22 protein-coding genes are annotated in these 17,217 nt (G+C 71.7%); 15 read left to right on the top strand and 7 right to left on the bottom strand.

The genetic code is table 11. The features are described from left to right. Window positions 1-75: 75 nt before the first annotated feature. From J4573_RS04905 to J4573_RS04895, 3 genes are read left to right on the top strand one after another with little or no spacing between them, the layout of a single operon-like run. On the top strand, window positions 76-426 hold the full coding sequence (locus J4573_RS04905) for a hypothetical protein (protein WP_208254024.1): 351 nt from the start codon (window positions 76-78) through the stop codon (window positions 424-426). Next, the gene (locus J4573_RS04900; protein WP_208254023.1) at window positions 423-1,034 is read left to right on the top strand and encodes an ABC transporter ATP-binding protein; all 612 of its coding nucleotides are present in this window, start codon (window positions 423-425) and stop codon (window positions 1,032-1,034) included. Before J4573_RS04905 ends, J4573_RS04900 begins: the two co-directional genes overlap by 4 nt. After that, the gene (locus J4573_RS04895; RefSeq protein WP_208254022.1) at window positions 1,019-1,669 is read left to right on the top strand and encodes a hypothetical protein; all 651 of its coding nucleotides are present in this window, start codon (window positions 1,019-1,021) and stop codon (window positions 1,667-1,669) included. Before J4573_RS04900 ends, J4573_RS04895 begins: the two co-directional genes overlap by 16 nt. Before the next feature lie 31 nt (window positions 1,670-1,700). Here J4573_RS04895 and J4573_RS04890 read toward each other — a convergent pair whose 3' ends face one another. Beyond that, entirely contained in the window at window positions 1,701-2,522 is an 822-nt protein-coding gene (locus J4573_RS04890; RefSeq protein ID WP_208254021.1) for an SDR family NAD(P)-dependent oxidoreductase, read from the bottom strand. 116 nt (window positions 2,523-2,638) lie between these two features. Between J4573_RS04890 and J4573_RS04885 the strand changes: the two genes are divergently transcribed. The 8 genes from J4573_RS04885 (at window position 2,639) to J4573_RS04850 (ending at window position 6,808) form a co-directional block, all read left to right on the top strand. Beyond that, window positions 2,639-3,550 carry a LysR family transcriptional regulator gene (locus J4573_RS04885; RefSeq protein ID WP_208254020.1) on the top strand — a complete coding sequence of 304 codons (912 nt, stop codon included), beginning with the start codon at window positions 2,639-2,641 and terminating at the stop codon, window positions 3,548-3,550. Window positions 3,551-3,824: 274 nt separating this feature from the next. Then, a complete protein-coding gene (locus tag J4573_RS04880; protein WP_307796518.1) occupies window positions 3,825-4,253 on the top strand; it encodes an Asp23/Gls24 family envelope stress response protein in 429 nt (142 codons plus the stop codon). Next, window positions 4,250-4,540 (top strand): hypothetical protein, encoded by a 291-nt coding sequence (locus J4573_RS04875; RefSeq protein WP_208254018.1) that lies wholly within the window; start codon window positions 4,250-4,252, stop codon window positions 4,538-4,540. The genes J4573_RS04880 and J4573_RS04875 overlap by 4 nt, the downstream gene beginning before the upstream one ends. 77 nt (window positions 4,541-4,617) lie before the next feature. Beyond that, window positions 4,618-4,812, top strand: a complete 195-nt coding sequence (locus tag J4573_RS04870) for a hypothetical protein (RefSeq protein WP_208254436.1) — start codon at window positions 4,618-4,620, stop codon at window positions 4,810-4,812. Further along, entirely contained in the window at window positions 4,809-5,096 is a 288-nt protein-coding gene (locus J4573_RS04865; RefSeq protein ID WP_208254017.1) for a hypothetical protein, read from the top strand. Before J4573_RS04870 ends, J4573_RS04865 begins: the two co-directional genes overlap by 4 nt. Then, on the top strand, window positions 5,093-5,680 hold the full coding sequence (locus J4573_RS55930; protein ID WP_208254016.1) for a DUF6286 domain-containing protein: 588 nt from the start codon (window positions 5,093-5,095) through the stop codon (window positions 5,678-5,680). The genes J4573_RS04865 and J4573_RS55930 overlap by 4 nt, the downstream gene beginning before the upstream one ends. A 2-nt stretch (window positions 5,681-5,682) precedes the next feature. Then, on the top strand, window positions 5,683-6,255 hold the full coding sequence (gene amaP, locus J4573_RS04855; RefSeq protein WP_208254015.1) for an alkaline shock response membrane anchor protein AmaP: 573 nt from the start codon (window positions 5,683-5,685) through the stop codon (window positions 6,253-6,255). Between the two features lie 37 nt (window positions 6,256-6,292). After that, window positions 6,293-6,808 (top strand): pyridoxamine 5'-phosphate oxidase family protein, encoded by a 516-nt coding sequence (locus J4573_RS04850; protein ID WP_208254014.1) that lies wholly within the window; start codon window positions 6,293-6,295, stop codon window positions 6,806-6,808. A 101-nt stretch (window positions 6,809-6,909) separates the two neighbouring features. On the opposite strand, the gene J4573_RS04845 is transcribed toward J4573_RS04850, so the two are convergent. Beyond that, a complete protein-coding gene (locus tag J4573_RS04845; protein WP_208254013.1) occupies window positions 6,910-7,317 on the bottom strand; it encodes a nuclear transport factor 2 family protein in 408 nt (135 codons plus the stop codon). A 95-nt stretch (window positions 7,318-7,412) separates the two neighbouring features. Between J4573_RS04845 and J4573_RS04840 the strand changes: the two genes are divergently transcribed. After that, window positions 7,413-10,115, top strand: a complete 2,703-nt coding sequence (locus J4573_RS04840) for an ATP-binding protein (protein WP_208254012.1) — start codon at window positions 7,413-7,415, stop codon at window positions 10,113-10,115. A 73-nt stretch (window positions 10,116-10,188) separates the two neighbouring features. Here J4573_RS04840 and J4573_RS53655 read toward each other — a convergent pair whose 3' ends face one another. From J4573_RS53655 to J4573_RS04820, 5 genes are all read right to left on the bottom strand, one after another. Further along, window positions 10,189-10,383: a DUF5999 family protein gene (locus J4573_RS53655; RefSeq protein ID WP_243772476.1), complete on the bottom strand. Its 195-nt coding sequence runs from the start codon at window positions 10,381-10,383 to the stop codon at window positions 10,189-10,191. A gap of 153 nt (window positions 10,384-10,536) precedes the next feature. Beyond that, window positions 10,537-11,403 (bottom strand): TauD/TfdA dioxygenase family protein, encoded by an 867-nt coding sequence (locus tag J4573_RS04835; RefSeq protein WP_208254011.1) that lies wholly within the window; start codon window positions 11,401-11,403, stop codon window positions 10,537-10,539. Window positions 11,404-11,532: 129 nt separating this feature from the next. After that, window positions 11,533-12,051, bottom strand: coding sequence for a P-loop nucleotide/nucleoside kinase family protein (locus J4573_RS04830; RefSeq protein WP_307796499.1), 519 nt, complete (start codon window positions 12,049-12,051; stop codon window positions 11,533-11,535). 55 nt (window positions 12,052-12,106) lie between these two features. Continuing rightward, the gene (locus J4573_RS04825) at window positions 12,107-12,910 is read right to left on the bottom strand and encodes a siderophore-interacting protein (RefSeq protein ID WP_307796498.1); all 804 of its coding nucleotides are present in this window, start codon (window positions 12,908-12,910) and stop codon (window positions 12,107-12,109) included. 49 nt (window positions 12,911-12,959) lie between these two features. After that, on the bottom strand, window positions 12,960-13,985 hold the full coding sequence (locus J4573_RS04820) for an ABC transporter substrate-binding protein (RefSeq protein ID WP_208254009.1): 1,026 nt from the start codon (window positions 13,983-13,985) through the stop codon (window positions 12,960-12,962). A 73-nt stretch (window positions 13,986-14,058) separates the two neighbouring features. Here J4573_RS04820 and J4573_RS04815 point away from each other — a divergent pair, with 73 nt between their 5' ends. The 3 genes from J4573_RS04815 to J4573_RS04805 are packed head-to-tail and all read left to right on the top strand — an operon-like array spanning window position 14,059 to window position 16,918. Further along, window positions 14,059-15,042 (top strand): FecCD family ABC transporter permease, encoded by a 984-nt coding sequence (locus J4573_RS04815; RefSeq protein ID WP_208254008.1) that lies wholly within the window; start codon window positions 14,059-14,061, stop codon window positions 15,040-15,042. Continuing rightward, complete coding sequence (locus tag J4573_RS04810; RefSeq protein ID WP_243772475.1) at window positions 15,039-16,094, top strand: FecCD family ABC transporter permease; 1,056 nt, start codon at window positions 15,039-15,041, stop codon at window positions 16,092-16,094. The genes J4573_RS04815 and J4573_RS04810 overlap by 4 nt, the downstream gene beginning before the upstream one ends. Before the next feature lie 20 nt (window positions 16,095-16,114). Further along, window positions 16,115-16,918 carry an ABC transporter ATP-binding protein gene (locus tag J4573_RS04805; RefSeq protein WP_208254007.1) on the top strand — a complete coding sequence of 268 codons (804 nt, stop codon included), beginning with the start codon at window positions 16,115-16,117 and terminating at the stop codon, window positions 16,916-16,918. The last annotated feature ends 299 nt before the right edge of the window (window positions 16,919-17,217 follow it).

Genomic DNA, 17,217 nt, shown 5'->3' with positions numbered 1-17,217 from the left:
CATGGCCATGGAGAACTCCATAGAGCGCGCGACGGAACACGCCATGGAGAACGAACGAGGCAAGGGAGAGCTGCCATGAACCGTTTCCAGCTCGGGCTGGTGCTGTGCACCGTGTCCGCACTCTTCAACGTGGACGGGGTCATCTCCCTGTTCGAGTCCGACGGCCCTCCCGCGGGGGTGGGCATCGCCAGCGCCCTCCTCGGCCTCGCGACCATAGCGGGCGTGCTGCTGGCGATGTCGGGACGCTTCAGTGGTGTCCCGCTCATGGTCGCGACCCGGATCCTCTCGGCGGTGGCCCTCGGCATCCCGGCGTACTTCATCGGTGCGCCCGGCTGGGTCTACTTCACGGTCACGGCCGGCATGGTGCTCGGCCTGACGGGCGCCTTCCTTGCCTGGTCGGCGCGGAGCGAGCTGGCCACGGCATGAGTCCCGCGCTGACCGCCACGGGGATCGGCAAGCGTTTCGGCCGCCGGGTCGTCCTGTCGGGGGCCGACCTGGCGGTCAGCCCGGGCGAGGTGGTCGCGCTCGTAGGGGAGAACGGTGCGGGCAAGACCACGTTGCTGCGGATCTGCGCGGGGCTGCTGCGGCCCGACAGGGGTTTGGTGAGCACGCGAGGGCGGGTGGGCTACTGCCCCCAGGAACCTGCTCTTCTCGAACGGCTTTCCGCACGCGACCATCTCGTTCTGTTCGGGGGCGCGGTCGGCCTGGAACGAGGCCCGGCCCTTACCGAGGGAGCGCGTGCCCTGGACGCGCTGGGCTTCGCCTTTGCCGGGCAGGGACGTATCGCGGTGCGGCATCTGTCTGGCGGGGGCCGGCAGAAGCTCAACCTCGTACTGTCCCTGCTCGGCGACCCCGACGTCATCTTGCTGGACGAGCCGTACCAAGGGTTCGACCACGGCGCCTACGCCGACTTCTGGCAATGGGTCGGCGCGTGGCGCGACCGCGGCAAGAGCGTCCTCATCGCCACGCACCTGCTCGCCGAGCTGTGGCGTGCCGACCGGGTGATCGAGGTGCCGCCATGCCCCGTTGGCTGACCCTCGCCGAGGCGCAGGCCCGCGACCTGGCCGGACGCTGGCTGGCGCTCGCGCTGCTGTTCGCGTTGCCGGCCGGTTGGTATCTGGCGGAACGTGCCGCCGGGCAGCCCTGGGCGGTCGGCGCGGGGGCGCTGGCGACCGGTTGGACGAGCGGGGCGGCGGCGCTGTTCGCGGTGCTCGGCAGCCGCCGCATCGACCCCCGGCTCGTCCAGGCGGGGTACCGGCCCCGCGACCTGCTGCTCGGGCGGCTGGCGGTGCTGCTCGGCCTCGCGCTGGCGACCGCCACCGCGTTCACCCTGCTCATCCTGGTCTTCTCGTGGCCGCACAATCTGCTGAACGTGCTGCTCGGGCTCGGCCTGGGCGCGGTCGTCGCGGTGACGCTCGGCTGGGTCGTCGCTGTGCTCGTGCCGCACGAACTGGAGGCCGTGCTCATCCTCATCGGCATCGCGGGGATCTCGCCGACCGCGCCCGGCCCGGTGGGGGAGTGGCTGCCGTTCTACGCGCTGCTGCGCTTCACCGACGAGACCCGGCCGGATCCGGTGGCCTGGCCGCTGGTCCTGCACGCCATCGCGTACGCCCTCGTGCTCGGCGGGGCCGCGACCCTGTTGTGGCGGCGCCGCGTCCGCCTCCGCTGACCTACCGACGCCTCACTTCCATGGCAGGAGCTCACTTCCACGGCAGGACTTCGCCCTTGCGCACGAGCTGGCCGTAATGGGCGGGGTCGATGGGGTCGAGCGCCAGGCTCAGCAGGCTGAGGGCGGCCTCGTCGGGGCTGGGCGCGTCGCTGACGTCCCACCACAGACCCGAGGTCGGCGTGTTGATCATCCCGGGGCAGGAGGCGGCGAGCAGGATGTCCCGTTCGGCGTCCTGCTCGCGGCGCTGCGAGGCGAGCGCGCGGACGGCGGCGACCTGGGCGATCTTCGAGGGGATGTTGACGAAGCCCGGCCAGGCCCCCGCGCGCGCCGAACCGTCCTTGATCGCGTTCTTCCAGGCCTCGACCTGCGCGTCCACCTCGTCGAGCGAGGTCAGGCCGTCGAACCGCTTGTGCAGCGACGGGGCCAGGTGCCGCAGGCTGCCGAACGAGCTGGCGACGACGATCAGGCGCCCGCCGTCGCGCAGCAGCGGCGCGAAGGCGCGCAGTACACGAGTCGTGCCGAGGTTGTTGACCTCGGCGTACTCGTCGATGATCTCGCGCGGGTCGTCGTCGGGGCCGACGCGCATCACGGCGTTGTTGAAGACGATGTCGACGCCGCCGTGGCGCTCGCGGAGCGTCTCGGCGAGCCGCGCGGGGGCGTCGGTGGCCACGTCCAGCACCTCGCCGCGTACGTTCGCGTGCCCGAGGTCGGCCACGGCCTGCTTCACGCGATCGGCGCTGCGCCCGGTGAGGTAGACGGTGTCCTCGGGGCCCAGGCGGCGGGCGAGCCCGTCGACGAGCGCCAGCCCGAGACCCTGCGTCGCGCCGGTGACAAGGGCGACTTTGGCGGTCATGAGATTCCCTTCGGGATCCTCTTCGGGATCCGCTTCGCTGTAGATGATCTCCAGCCTAGGAAGCTCCGGACCATGCGTACAGCGACAGATCGTCAGGTCTGGTATGCGTAGACGTCATGGCCTTCACCGACGCCTCGCTGACGTCCCTGCGCGTGTTCCGCGAGGTCGCCGAGCGCGGCACGCTCACCGCCGCCGCCGACGCGCTCGGGTACACCCAGTCCGCCGTCTCGCGGCAGATCGCCTCCCTCGAACGCGCCGCGGGCGCCGCGCTTCTCGAACGCCGCCACGACGGCGTGCGCCTGACGCCCGCCGGCCACATCGTCGTACGCCACGCCGCCGAGGTCATCGACCAGATCGACGCGACCGCGCGTGAGCTCGCCGGACTGCCCGACCAGCGCGGCAAGGCCCGGCTCGGCTGGTTCGCCAGCGCCGGGGCCGTGCTCGTTCCCCACGCGTTGGAGGCCCTGCGCCGCACGCATCCCGCGATCACCGTCATCACCCGCGAGGGCAGCACACCCGCGCTCGTGCGCGCCCTCCGTGCAGGCGCCGTCGATCTGGCGCTGGTCGCCTCGGCGCCCCCGTTCCGCCCGCTCGACACCGAGACGCCCGCCCTCGAGCTGGAGGTCCTGGCCGAACGCAGCCTGCGCCTGGCCGTTCCAGAGTCGCATCCGCTGGCCCGCGCCGATCACGTCGACATCGCCGACCTGCGCGGCCAGCGCTGGATCGCCGCGCCCCGTTCGGGCGAGGATCTGCTGATGGGCGTCTGGCCCGGCCTGGACGAACGCCCCCAGATCGTGCACACGGCCCGCGACTGGCTGGCCAAGCTCCACCTGGTCGCCGCCGGATGCGGTGTGACGACGGTGACGCCGTCCATGGCCCCCGCCGTCCCGCCGGGCGTCCGCGTCCTGCCCGTACGGGGCGGCCCCCGCGAGGAGCGGCGTCTCCTGCTGGCCCGCCTGCCCGGACCGCTCTCCGAGCCCGCCGCCCGCCTGGCCGAGGCCATCCGCACCGCGATCGGCGAGACCTAATTCTCGGGCAATGGGACAGAAATTCTGCCCGCATTTGGTAATTGTTCCGCCATATGTGGCGACCGGACGGATATCGGGGTTTTAGAGGGTAGGAATTCCTCCGGTACGTCCTTGAACGTCGATGAACGATGAAGGTCGGCGAAGGTCGATCGGGGGAGACGCCGTGAGCCAGGAGAACGGGAAGACAGCGACCCGGGAACGCTCCGAGGTTCCGCAGCAACCAGGGACCAAGCAGGAGCCCCAGCAGGGGCAGCAAGGAACGAAGCGTACGGACGTGGCCTCGCAGGACACCGATGCGGGCGCGCTGGTCACCTCCACGGGCCGGACCACCATCGCCGACGCGGTCGTCGCGAAGATCGTGGGAATGGCGGCCCGCGAGGTCGGCGGCGTCTACGCCATGGGCGACGGAATGGGACGCACCATCGGCTCGGTGCGCGAGCACATTCCCGGCATGGGAAAGAGCATCGCGCAGGGCGTCTCGGTCGAGGTCGGCGAACGCCAGGCGGCCGTCGACATCGACGTCGTGGTGGAGTACGGCGTCGCCATTCCGAAGCTCGCCGGGGCCGTACGGGAGAACGTCATCCGCGCCGTCGAGCACATGTGCGGGCTCGAGGTCGTCGAGGTCAACATCACCGTCGACGACATCCACCTGCCCGGCGACGACGACGCGAGCGACGAGGACCGGGACCCGCGGGTCCAATGACCGACGACCTGTCCGACCGGATCGCGGCGGCCGCGCAGGCGTGCACCGGCGTCGAGGGGCTGTCGGCCGAGGGCGGGAAGTACGTCACCTACCGCGCCGGAACGCCGGTGCGCGGCGTCGTGGTCGGCGACGGCGAGATCACGGTGTGCGTGGTCGCGGCCACCGACCGGCCCGTCCTGGAGACGGCCGAGGACGTGGGCGCCGCCGTCGCGCCGCTCGCGGATGGACGGCCGGTGCACGTGGTCGTCGCGGACGTACAGGACAAGCCCGTACGCCGCGTGTCCTGAGGTAGCCGCAGTGTCCTGAGGTAGTCGCAGTGTCCTGAGGCAGCCGTGTAAGGAGGAACGAGATGCGTGACTTCAAGGTGTGGCCGGTGATCGGCCTCGCGTACGGGACCGTGCTGGGCCTGGCCGCCGGGTTCGGAGGCTTCGGCCCCTTCCTGCTGGTGCTCTTCTTCGGCGTCGTCGGCTTCCTGGCCGGGCGCGCGATCGAGGGCGAGCTCGACCTGAGCGGCCTGTTCGGTTCGTCCGGCCGCGGCACGGCGGGCCGTAAGTCATGACCACGCGGCTGACGTCCGCGCGGGGCGTCACCGAGATCTCCGACCGCGCGCTCGGGCGGATCGCCCGCAGGGCCGCGGGCGAGGCCGACGGCGTCCGGACGCGGGACGCGGGCAGCTCCGACGACGGCATCAGCCTGAAGATCTCCGTGGCCTACCCGTCCCCGGCGCGCGAGGCGGCCCGGCGCGCCCGCGCGGCCGTCCGTGAACGCGTCGAGGCGCTCACCGGCGTTCCGGCGGGACGAGTCGACATCGACGTGGTCGCGATGACCCGGGGGACGTCGTGACCACGGCCGTCGGGCGGCTCCCGCAAGCCGATCGGGCGGCGCGCAAGGGCGCGCGGCGCGTCTTCCGCCCGCGCCGCCTGTGGCCCGCCCTGGTGGCCGCGATCCTGCTGACCGCCGTCGGCGCCGTGGTGGCCATCGAGGTGATCTCCACCCTGGCCGGCCACCCCACGAAGCTCTTCCCGTACGAGAAGATCACGAACTGGCTCACCGAGACGAGCTGGAACGCCGTGGCCGCCGTGGCGATCGCGGCCGGACTGATCGTCCTCGGCCTGTTCTTCCTGCTGGAGGGCGTCGTTCCCGGCCACACGAGCCTCGTGCGGCTGCGCAGCGACGATCCCGACCTGGTGCTGGGCGTGACCCGCAAAGGCCTGCGCACGGCCGTCGCCGACGCCGCTCACAGCGTCGACCTGGTCAGCGACGTCCGCCGCGTCAAGGTGCACGGAAAACGCGTCACTCTCGCCATCTCGTCCCCGGTCCGCAGCGGTGACCTCAAGGAGACCGTCGCCGCCGCCGTGCGTTCGCGCCTGGACGAGCTCGGTGCCCTGGAGGGCGGAACGGTCACCGTACGGCACAAGGGGGCCTAGCCATGGACCGCCGGGCAGCACGCATCAACCGCATAGGCCTGGCCCTGGTCGGCCTGCTCCTCATCGCCGGAGGAGGCGCCGCCCTAGCCCGCGCCACAGGTTTCTGGGGATCCAAGACGACCCCGCTCCTAGAGGACTGGCTGCGCGACTATCCCGCCAGCCATTCATGGTTCTGGCCGGTAGTAGCGGCAGCCGCATGCGTTCTGGCTCTCCTGGGCCTGGCGTGGCTGCTCGCCCAGGGCCGTTCAGAGAAAATCACCGGCCTCACCTCCGACCCGGACGAGGACGGCAGCACGACCACCATCTCGGCCAAGGCGGCAACCTCAGCCCTGGAAGAAGAAGTCAGCGAACTCCCCGGCGTTCGCCGCGCACGTGCCCGCATGCTCGGCAGCGGCAAGCATCCTCGCCTCATGCTCACCGTCACCTACGGCGCCCAAGCCGACCTCAACGCGTTGCGCCGCGGCATCAGCGACGGCGCGGTGGCCCGCCTGCGCAACGCCCTCGACCTGGACACGCTGCCCACCGCCGTCCGGTTGCGGCTGGTCTCCGGCAAGGAACACCGCACCGTCGCATGACCGATGAGTTCCGGCCGCCGAGAAAGTCTGACTCTCCATGGAACCCACCACAGCGTCCAACCTGGACATCTATGACAACCCGCCGCTCGAATGGAGCCGAGCCCGCGACGCGCTCCCCACGAGCCTTCCGCAAATGGAGACCCCGGTCTTCCTGGGCACCGCCGGCCCCGACGGCCGCCCCCACTCCGCAGGGGTTGGCGCCGCCTACGTGGACGGTGAGCTCTACTTCACCAGCGGCCCCGCCACCCGCAAGTCCCGCAACCTGGAAGCCAACCCGCCCTGCACCCTGAGCATCCGCCTGCCGGACGTGGACATGGTCTTCGAAGGCGAAGCCCACCGCGTCACCGACCCCGAAACCCTCAAGCGCGTAGCGGCCGTCTACGCCGACATGGGCTGGCCCGCCGAATCCAACGGCGAGGCCCTGACCGCCCCGTTCAGCGCCCCCAGCGCGGGCCCCGGCCCCTGGAACCTCTACCACCTCACCGTCACCGCCGCCGTAGGCGTGGCAACCGCAGAACCCCACGGCGCGACAAAGTGGTCCTTCAGCAAGTAGATGGCCGAGCGTGGCCCACAAAACGCACACAAGGGCCGTGACCACGGGGCGGGCGGCTTCGCGTGGTCACGGCTGCTTTCGTGTGGGTCAGGCGACTGGTTCTAGGGCGTCTCGTCGAGGAAGCCGTGGACCTGGCGGATGCGGCCGTCGGCGGCGACGGCGACCACGTTGAAGCCGGTGAGCACCTCGCCGCTGCCGCTGCCGTCACCGCTGCCGCTGCCGCTGCCGTCACCGTTGCCGTCCTCGGGGACGAGGTGCCAGGTGAAGCGGGCGATGTCGTGGTGGGCGTCGACCGCGCCGAGGCGGAACGTCATGCCGGGGAACTGCGCCTGTGTGAGGGAGATCGTGGCGCTGAGCGCGGCGGGGCCGGTGACGTCCATCAGCGGGTCGACGTAGCGGACGTCCTCGGTGCAGAGCTCCTCCATGAGCGCACCGCGCGACTTGGCGCACGGCTCGTTCCATGCGGTGAGGTAGCGGCCGATCAGGTCTTGGATCGCGTTCTCGTTCATGCCTCGAAGTTAGAAACGGCGCGGCGAACGCGAATCTGTCGCGGATAGGTAATCCATGACGGGCTCTGCGCGGGCGGCTTAGGTAGCGTCGTCACATGCTGTACGGGCGGGACGCGGAGCGTTCGGCGATCTCGGCGCTGCTGAACGGTGCCCGGGACGGGCAGAGCGGGGTGCTGGTGCTGCGGGGGGAACCGGGCATCGGTAAGTCCTCCCTGCTCGACGCGGCCGTGTCCGAGGCCGGCGAGATGCGGGTGATCCGCGGCGCGGGCTACGAGGCCGAGTCGGAGCTGCCCTTCGCCGGGCTTCACCTGCTGCTGGCGTCGGGACTGGACGGGCTCGCGGGCATTCCAGGGCCGCAGCGGGCCGCTTTGGAGGGGGCTTTCGGGCTCGGTCCGCAGCCGCCGTCGGACCGGTTGCTGGTGGGGCTGGCCGTTCTGTCGCTGCTGGCCGAGCTCGCTGAGGACGGGCCGATGCTGTGCGTGGTGGACGACGCGCAGTGGCTGGACCGGGCGTCGGCGGAGGCGCTGCTGCTGGCCGCGCGGCGGCTGCACGCCGAGGGGATCTGCCTGCTGATGGCGGCGCGGGACGGCTCGTTCGCCGCGCCCGGGCTGCCCGAGCTGGCGGTGAACGGGCTGCCCGACGAGGCCGCGCAGGCCCTGCTGGAGTCGGGCGCGCCCATGGACGCCGACGTCCGGCAGCGGGTGCTGAACGAGGCGCGCGGCAACCCGCTGGCCTTGATCGAGCTTCCGAGTGCTCTGGCGCGCGAACGGCCCGGCGGCGAAGGGTCCGTTCCGCTGACCTCGCGGCTGCAGGTGGCCTTTCACGGGCAGGTGAGCCGGCTGCCCGCCGCGACGCGGACCCTGCTGCTGGTCGCGGCCGCCGAGGAGACCGGCGAGCTGGACGTGGTGCTCGCGGCGGCCGCGGCGCTGGGCGCGGACGTCGACGCGCTGCTGCCCGCCGAGGAGACCGGGCTCGTTCAGCAGGCCGGGTCGTCGCTGGCGTTCCGGCATCCGCTCGTGCGCGCGGCCGTCTACCAGCGGGCGCCGCTCGCGCAGCGGCTCGCCGCGCATCGCGCGCTCGGCGACGCGCTCTCCGGGCCGCAGCAGGCCGACCGGCGGGCGTGGCATCGCGCCGCGTCGCTGGCCGGTCCGGACGAGGACGTCGCCGCCGAGCTGGAGCACAGCGCGGCGCGGGCGCGCGAGCGGGCCGGATACGCGGCCGCGGCCTCGGCTTATGAACGTGCGGCGAGGGTCAGCCCGGGCCGGGAGGCGCAGACGCGGCGGCTCACGCTGGCGGCCGAGGCGGCGGTCGGCGCGGGCGATGTGGCGCGGGCGGCGGCGCTTGCCGAACGAGCCTCCCGGCAGGCGGACGACCCGGGTCAGCAGGCCAGGCTGATGCACGTACGCGCCCTCGCACAGTTCATGCAGGGGCCGTTCAGCACCGCGCACCGCCTGCTGCTGGACGGCGCCGAGCTGATCGCGGGCTCACCGGCGGGCGCCGTGCGGATGCTGATCCAGGCGCTGCATACCGGTTGGTATCTGGGTGCGGAACAGCTTGCCGAATCGACCGAACGGCTCCTCGCCATCGACGTGCCCGCCGAGCTGGCGCCGCTGGTGGACTACCTGCTGGGCACGCTGCGCACCGTGCTGGACATGCCGCTTCCCGAGGCGGGCTCGCCGGTCGAGGCCGTCGCGCGGGCGCGTGCAGGCGGCGCGGGCCCGCAGGAGCTGGTTCAGCTGGTGGGCGCGACGCTGATCCTCGGCGACGACTCCGCGACGTACGAGCTGGCGCGCGGGCTGGCGGCCGAGGCCCGGGAGCAGGGCAGCATCGGCCTGCTGCCCACGATGCTGTTCTTCCTCGCCGAAGCCGAGCTCTTCCAAGGGCATCACCGCGACGCGCTGGCCACCGCCGCCGAGGGGCTGCGGATCGCGCAGGACACCGGCCAGCGGCAATGGATCAGCCAGCTCTCCAGCTTCCTGGCCTACCTGGCGGCCCTGGCCGGTGAGGCCGAACGCTGCCGCGAGCTGGCGTCCGAGGCGCTCGCCGACACCGGCGTGGGACTGGCGGCCGGCAGGCCGTGGGCACAGTGGGCGCTGGGGATTCTCGACCTGGGTCAGGGGCGTGCCGAGGACGCCGTGGCGCGTCTGGAAGAGCTCGCCACAGGGCCGCAGCGCTACCACGTCGCCGCCGTACGCTGCATCCCCGACCTGCTGGAGGCGGCCGTCCGCCTCGGCGACGAGCCTGAACGGGTCGCCGAGCCGTTCGCCCACTTCAAGCGCTGGGCCGAGGTCGTGCGCCGCCCGTGGGCCGACGCGCTGGTCCTGCGCTGCGAAGGGCTGCTCGCACCCGAACCACAGGCCGCCGACGAACGCTACGCCGCCGCACTCAAGCCGGCGTCCCGCCCGTTCGAGAAGGCCCGTACGGCACTGCTGCGGGGCGAGGCGCTCCGCCGCGAGCGCCACCGGACCGAGGCGCGCGTTCACCTGCAGGCCGCGCTGGACGCCTTCGCCGCCCTCGGCGCCGCGCCCTGGGCGGAGCGCGCCCGTACGGAACTGACCGCGTCGGGCGCACCCGCGGAGGTGGCCGCACCGGGGCCGCTGGCCACGCTCACCCCGCAGGAACTGCAGATCATCCGGCTGGCGGCACAGGGCATGTCCAACCGCGAGATCGCAGCCCAGCTCTTCCTCAGCCCAAGGACCATCGGATACCACCTCTACAAGGCGTATCCGAAGCTGGGCGTCCAGTCCCGCAAGGATCTGGCCGCCCTCACCTCGCAGGGCCTGGCCGCCCTCGCCTAGTAGGGCAGGGCCTTGCCTGAAGGGGTGCGCAGGTCCAGCGGCGTCCGAGTGGACTTCTTCGGTTTGCGGATCCTCACTTGACGACGCATCGCGAACCCTCCCGAGGAGCGACACTACGCCCGGAGGGCAGCAGTGCGCCGGTGTCCTCGAAAAGGACCACGCCATTGCAGAGCAGGCTCCATCCCTGTTCGGGATGGGCCGACTTCACTCGCGCTGCTCCACGCGCGGGGGAGTCGGCTGACGGGCACGTGGGTCGGTGTCCGCACATGATCAGCACCTCCCGTTCGACTGACGGTTCTGACGCTAGAACCGCAGCCCGGAGGGCGAATCTGTCACGTATAGGTACTTCGCCGGTCGAGTGTCAGTCCAGCCGCGCCCCAGGGTCCGCCGACTCAGGTCCCCCAGGCTCCGCCAGGCCCCGTCAGTCCCAGCCGTCGCCCGCGATCGCGACCCGCTCCATGACGCGGCGCTGCGGGTGGTAGTCGTTGATCGCGTAGTGCTGGACGGCCCAGTTGTCCCAGATCGCCACCGAGCCCGGCGCCCACCGGAAACGGACCTGGTACTCCGGAACACGTGCCTGCGCGCGCAGGAACTCCAGAAGCTCCTCGCTCTCGGCCTCCGGCATCCCCACGATCCGCGTGGTGAACGGCTCGTTGACGTACAGCGTGGGCCGCCCGGTCTCCGGGTGCTTCTTCACGATCGGGTGCCGTACGGTCGGCAGCCGCTCGCGCAGCTCGGCGATCTGCTCCTCGTTCATCAGCAGGCCCCAGGAGGCGACCCAGTCGTGCTCGGCCTCCAGCCCGTCGATCCGCGACTTCACGTCCGCCGGGAGGTTGTCGTACGCGGCCGCCATGTCGGCCCACATCGTGTCCCCGGCGTGCGGAGGGGCCTCGATCGCGCGCAGCACCGAGCCGCGGGCGGGCTGGGCGAGGAACGAGTGGTCGGAGTGCCAGATGTTCTCCATGCCGATGGCCTGGGAGTCCTTGGCCAGCCGCGAGATCCCGACCTTGTCGCCGGCCGGGAAGAACGGGTTGGACTCCGGCTCGCCCCAGAGCCGCGCGATCTCCAGGTGCCGGTCCGGCGTGAGGTCCTGGTCGCGGAAGAAGACGACCTTCCACTCGCGCAGGGCCCGGCGCAGCTCGGCCGCCACATCGTCGCCGAACGGCTCGGCGAGATCGACGCCGTGGATCTCGGCGCCGATGAGCCCGGTCACGGGCCGTACCTCGAAGAGGCTGAAGTCGTCGTGAGGCCGGGTGAGCTGACGGGGTCCCAAGTGGATGAGGCGCATGCCGTGGATGCTAAGCCTGCGCGGGCGGCCCGTCGGCTGTCTCTTCGGAACGCGTTTACGGCCGCCCGTTGTGATCCGTCACACCCGCGTCACACCCACATCACCCGCGTCACACTCACATCACCCGCGTCACACCAAAGCCTGGTCCGGCGCACCCTCGGCGATGATGGCGGCGGTCTCCTCGGGGGTGAGGTCCGCGGTGTCCAGCCACCAGCCCACCTCGCCCAGCTCCTCCCGCATCGACCGGTAGAGGTCGCCGAAGTCGTAGTCGACCCGTTCCCGCTCCGACCGCCCCGCGTTCCGGCGCTCGCACACCTCCAGCGGCGGCGCCAGGACCACGAACATCACCGGAAGCGGCCGCAGCTGCTCGACCATGAAGTCCAGCGTCCACCGGTCCGGAACGACGTACTCCATGACGGGCGTGATGTCCTCACCGGCGAAGTTGGCCGCGAGCATGCACATGTTGCGGAACAGCAGCCGCGTCTGCCGCCGCGACTCCTCGACCGGCCGCCCGATCGGCGAGACCCGGCCCCGCGTCACCAGGTAGGAGATCACGTCCCCGTCGATGTGGGCGGCCCGCGCGAACCGGGCCGCCACCAGCGGCGTCACCGTGGATTTCCCGGCCCCCGGCACCCCCGTAACGATCACACATCCGTCCATTCGAAGATCATGTCATCGGGGCGGGCCGGCGCTCATCTCGATTTCAGTCCTCGCCGGTGTGCGGGTCCTTGCCCTCCATGACCTCGGCGAGCAGGTCCTCCTCGGCCGCGCCGCGCCGCCAGTAGCCGGTGAACGTGACGGACCTGCGGTCCATGCCCCGCTCGTTCACCAGGTGGCGGCGGAGCGCGCGGATCGTGCTCGCCTCGCCCGCGATCCACGCGTAGAGGCCGGAGTCCGGGAGGTCGGCGGCGCGGACGGTGTCGAGCAGGCTCCCGCTCGGCAGCCAGGTGATGTCGGCGTCGGCCCGGGTGGGGAGGTTCTGGTGGTCGCCGGTGTGCGGGACCTCGATCCACACCAGCGCCCGCATCTGGGACGGAAGCCAGGCGAGGTTGCCCGCGATGGCCGGGAGGGCGGTCTCGTCCCCGGCGAGCAGGACCGTACGGGTGCCCTCGGGCGGGTGGAAGTCGAAGCCGCCGTTCTCCTCGGCGGTCGGGCCGAGGATCACGACCCGGTCGCCGACCTTGGCCTCGGCCGCCCACGTGCCCGCGGGCCCGGCCGGGCCGTGCAGGACGAAGTCGACGTCCACCTCGCCCGGGCGGGCCTCGCGCACGGTGTAGCTGCGCATGACGCCGCGTTCGGCCGGGTCGAGCGCGCGCCACTCGGCGAACCAGTCCTCGGACCGCGGAACGACCGGGGTCTCCTGGTGGGGATGCGGCAGGAACAGCTTGAAGCGCTGGTCACGGCCGCCGGTGACGAACGTGTCGAGGTCGCCGCCGTAGGTGATGCGCATCAGGCTGGGGCTGATCCGTTGCGTGCGCACGACCTGCAGGTCGAAGAAGTCGAACACCGGGCCTCCTGTCGGGCGGGCTTCTCAGCTCAGGCGGGCTTTCTTCAGCTCAGGCGAGCTTCTTGGCGGACGTGATCGTCTGGGCGAGCTGCTCGAGGATCGGGGCGAAGCCGGCGTAGGAGAAGCGCGGCTCGGCCTGCCAGCCGAGGACCTGGCTGGCCTTGACCGCCGGAAGCTGCTTCCAGCCGGGCTTGGAGGCCAGGTCCTTGGGCTGCAGGGCCTGCGTACGGGCGTCCAGCAGCAGCAGGTCGGCCTTGTACTTGTCGGAGTTCTCCCAGCTCAGGCCCTCGAAGTAGTCGTCCTTGTCGAGCTTGTTGGGAAGGATGATGTCCACGCCCAGCTCCTTGAAGAAGATCAGGTCGCTGTTCTTGTTCGGGCTGGAGGCGTAGAAGAGGTCCGGGGTCGCCGAGCAGGCCAGGACCTTCAGGCCCTTGTTGGCCTGGGCCGCCTTCTTCACGGCCTCGACGGCCTTGTCGTAGCGGGCCTTGGCCTGGGTGACGGCGGGGGCGTTCAGGTCTGCGCCGAGCGAGGCGGCGAGGGCGGCGTAGCGCGCCAGCGGCTTGGGGAACGGGGAGGCGCCGGTGGAGATGCCCACCTGCGGGGCCAGGCCGTAGATCTTGTCCTTGCTCTCGGCCGGGACGTAGAACAGGTCCTGGCCGACGAACATGTGGGCGACGAGCAGGTCGGGGCGCAGCGCCGCGTACTTCTCGATGTTGAACTCGCCGTAGGCGTTGCCGATGATCGTGACCTTGTTCACGTCGACGTCGCCGACCTGGGGGTCGGGCTTGCCGTCCTTGAGCTTGGTCGGGCCGAAGGTGCCGACGATCCGGTCGCCGAGGCCGTAGTCCTGAAGGACCGCAGCGGAGCCGGCGTAGGCGACGATGCGCTTGGGCTTGCTCTTCGCCGAGACGGCCTTGCCGCGGTCGTCGGTGAACGTCCAGCTGCCGCCGCCGCTGCTCTCCGCCTTCGCCGATCCGGAGCCGGAGTCTCCGCCACAGGCGCTGAGGAACGCGCCGAGGGCGACGGCGCCGCCCGCGGAGAGGAGGCCGCGGCGGGAGAGATGCAGTGCAGACATGGCTTTTGTACGCTCCTGTGGCAAAGGGGCCCTGGGTGACCTGATTCGCCAGGTAGGTTAGCCTAACCTAATCATGCTGAAGAAGGCCCCCTGGCTGATCGGTGCGCTGGCGCTCCTGATCGGCGTTCTCCTGCTCAGCCTCGCCGTGGGCGCCAAACCGCTCTCGCTCGGCGAGGTGTGGAGCGGACTGACGGACTCCGGCTCGTCCGGCCACACCGTCGTCCACGACATGCGGCTGCCGCGCACCCTCCTGGGGCTGCTGGCCGGTGCGGCGCTCGGCCTCGCGGGCGCGGTCATGCAGTCGGCGACGCGCAACCCGCTCGGCGACCCCGGGATCCTCGGCATCAACGCGGGCGCGGCGGCGGCCGTCGTCTCGGCGATCTCGTTCCTCGGCGTCGGCTCGTTCCTCGGGTACGTGTGGTTCGCCTTTCTCGGCGCCGCCATCGTGTCGGTCGGGGTGTACGCGGTCGGTGGGGGCCGGAGCGCGACGCCCGCGCGGCTGGCGCTCGCGGGAGCGGCGGTGAACGCGGCGCTCTACTCCTACGTCAACGCGGTCTCGCTGCTCGACACCGCCTCGCTCGACAAGATGCGGTTCTGGTCGGTCGGCTCGCTCGGCGCGGCCCAGTCCGGCACCGTCGTGCGCGTCCTCCCGTTCATCGCCGTCGGGCTCGTGCTGGCGCTGCTGCTCGCACGGCCGCTGAACGCGGTGGCGATGGGCGACGAGTCGGCGCGTGCGCTCGGGTCCAACCCGGCGTGGACGCGCGCCGGGGCGATGGTCGCGGTGACGCTGCTGTGCGGCGCCGCGACGGCGGCCTGCGGGCCGATCGTCTTCGTCGGGCTGATGGTGCCGCACATGGTGCGTGCGGTCACCGGTCCCGACCTGCGCTGGATGCTGCCGTTCTGCGCGGTCCTGTCGCCCGCGCTGATGCTGGGCGCGGACGTGATCGGACGCGTGATCGCGCGGCCGTCGGAGGTCCAGGTCGGCGTCATCACGGTCGTGCTCGGCGGCCCGTTCTTCCTCTATTTCGTACGGGCGCGAAGGATTGCGGCGGCATGAACGGCATGCACGGGATGAACGGTGTGATGCGGGGCGATGGGTGGTCGCTGCGGTTCCGGCCGCGGGCGATCCTGGTCACGGTGGGCTGCGCGGTCCTGGCGCTGGGCCTGGCCGTGGTGGTGATCGGCAGCGGCAGTGGCGACTTCCCGATGAGCCCGGCCGACGTCGTGCGGACGCTGCTCGGCAACGGCGCTCCGGCCGACGCGTTCATCGTGAACGAGGTGCGGCTGCCGCGCGCGGTCACCGCCCTCGCGGTCGGCGCGGCGCTCGGCCTGGCGGGGGCGATCTTCCAGTCGCTGGCCCGCAACCCGCTCGGCAGCCCGGACCTGCTGGGCTTCACCCAGGGCGCCTCCACCGGCGTGCTCACCGCGATCGTGCTCTTCGGCGCGAGCAGCACCCTGGCGGCGTTCGGCGCGGTGGTCGGCGGGGTGGTGACCGGCGTCATCATCTTCGCGCTGACCGGGTGGAACGGCGCGCACGGCCAGCGGTTCGTGCTGGTCGGCATCGGGGTGGCCGCGATCCTCACCGGCGTGAACGGCTACCTCATCACGCAGGCGAAGATCACCGAGGCGGCCCGCGCGGTGCTGTGGCTGACCGGCAGCGTCGACGGGCGCGACTGGGCGGACGCGGCGCCGGTGCTGATCGCGCTCGCGGTGCTGGTCCCGCTCGTCCTGATCGGCTGCGGCCGGGCGCTGCGCATGCTGGAGATGGGCGACGACGCCGCGCACGGCCTGGGCGTGCCCATCGAACGGGTCCGGATGGTGCTGCTCGGCGCGGCCGTGCTGCTCGCCGCGTTCGCCGCCGCCGCTGCCGGGCCGGTGTCGTTCGTTGCGCTGACCGCGCCGCAGCTCGCCCGCCGCCTGACCCGCACGCCGGGCCCGAACCTGGCACCCGCGATGTGCGTGGGCGCCGTGCTGCTGATCGCCTCGGACTGGGCGGGGCAGCGGCTCTTCCCCGGCCACCAGCTCCCGGTCGGCGTGGTGACCGGACTGCTCGGCGGCGGCTACCTGATCTGGTTGCTCGCTACGGAACGCAAGACGGGACGGATCTGACTGTGAAGACGGAGCCGACGGTGAACACGGACGCGCGCCTCAGCGGCGAAGGGCTCACGCTCGCCTACGACCGCCGCACCATCGCCGAGGACCTGGACGTGGTGGTGCCGGACGGGTCGTTCACCGTGATCGTGGGGCCGAACGCCTGCGGCAAGTCGACGCTGCTGCGCGCGCTCGCCCGGATCCTGAAGCCCGCCGCCGGTTCCGTACTGCTGGACGGCGAGAAGATCGGCGCGTGGCCGGCCAAGAAGCTGGCGCGCACGCTCGGCCTGCTCCCGCAGACCTCGATCGCGCCCGAGGGCATCACCGTCGCCGACCTGGTGGCGCGCGGCCGGTACCCGCACCAGGGCCTGCTGCGGCAGTGGTCGCGCGACGACGAGCGGATCGTACGGGAGTCGATGGAGGCGACCGGCGTCGAGGACCTCGCCGACCGCTACGTCGACGAGCTGTCGGGCGGGCAGCGGCAGCGCGTGTGGATCGCGATGGCGCTGGCCCAGGAGACGCCGCTGCTGCTGCTGGACGAGCCGACGACCTACCTCGACATCGCCCACCAGATCGAGATCCTGGATCTGTGCGCCCGCCTGCACGAGGAGGGCCGCACGGTGGTGGCCGTGCTGCACGAGCTGAACCACGCCGCCCGCTACGCCACCCACCTGATCGCGATGCGCGAGGGGCGGATCGTGGCCGAGGGCGACCCGGGCGAGGTGGTCACCGCCGACCTGGTGAAGGACGTCTTCGGGCTGCCCTGCCGGGTCATCGACTGCCCGGAGACCGGGACGCCGCTGGTGATTCCCGCGGCGCCCCGATCCTGGGTCACGCCCTAGCGCTGAGGGCGTGGATCGTGCCGTCGGTGTGAGGGCGTAGAGCCGCCCGCCGTCGATGGTCAGTGCGGACGCCACGCCGCCGCCGAGGTCGTACGAGCCGACGACACGGCCGGTCGCGCGGTCGAGAGCGAGCAGCCGCCCGTCCCACGTGCCCGCGTAGACGGTCTTCTCGGTCGCCAGCGCGCTGGACGCGGGCGAGCCCTTGCGGACGCTAAGGGGGGCGGGTTACCGGACAGGGGCGATTCGCCCACTGGTTGCTGAACTTCGGAATCGTTGTATAGTTACAATCGTTTTATTAG

This window comes from Actinomadura barringtoniae (assembly GCF_017573505.1).
GTDB classification, from domain to species: Bacteria; Actinomycetota; Actinomycetes; order Streptosporangiales; family Streptosporangiaceae; genus Spirillospora; species Spirillospora barringtoniae.
This window is presented reverse-complemented; position numbering and strand designations above follow the sequence as displayed.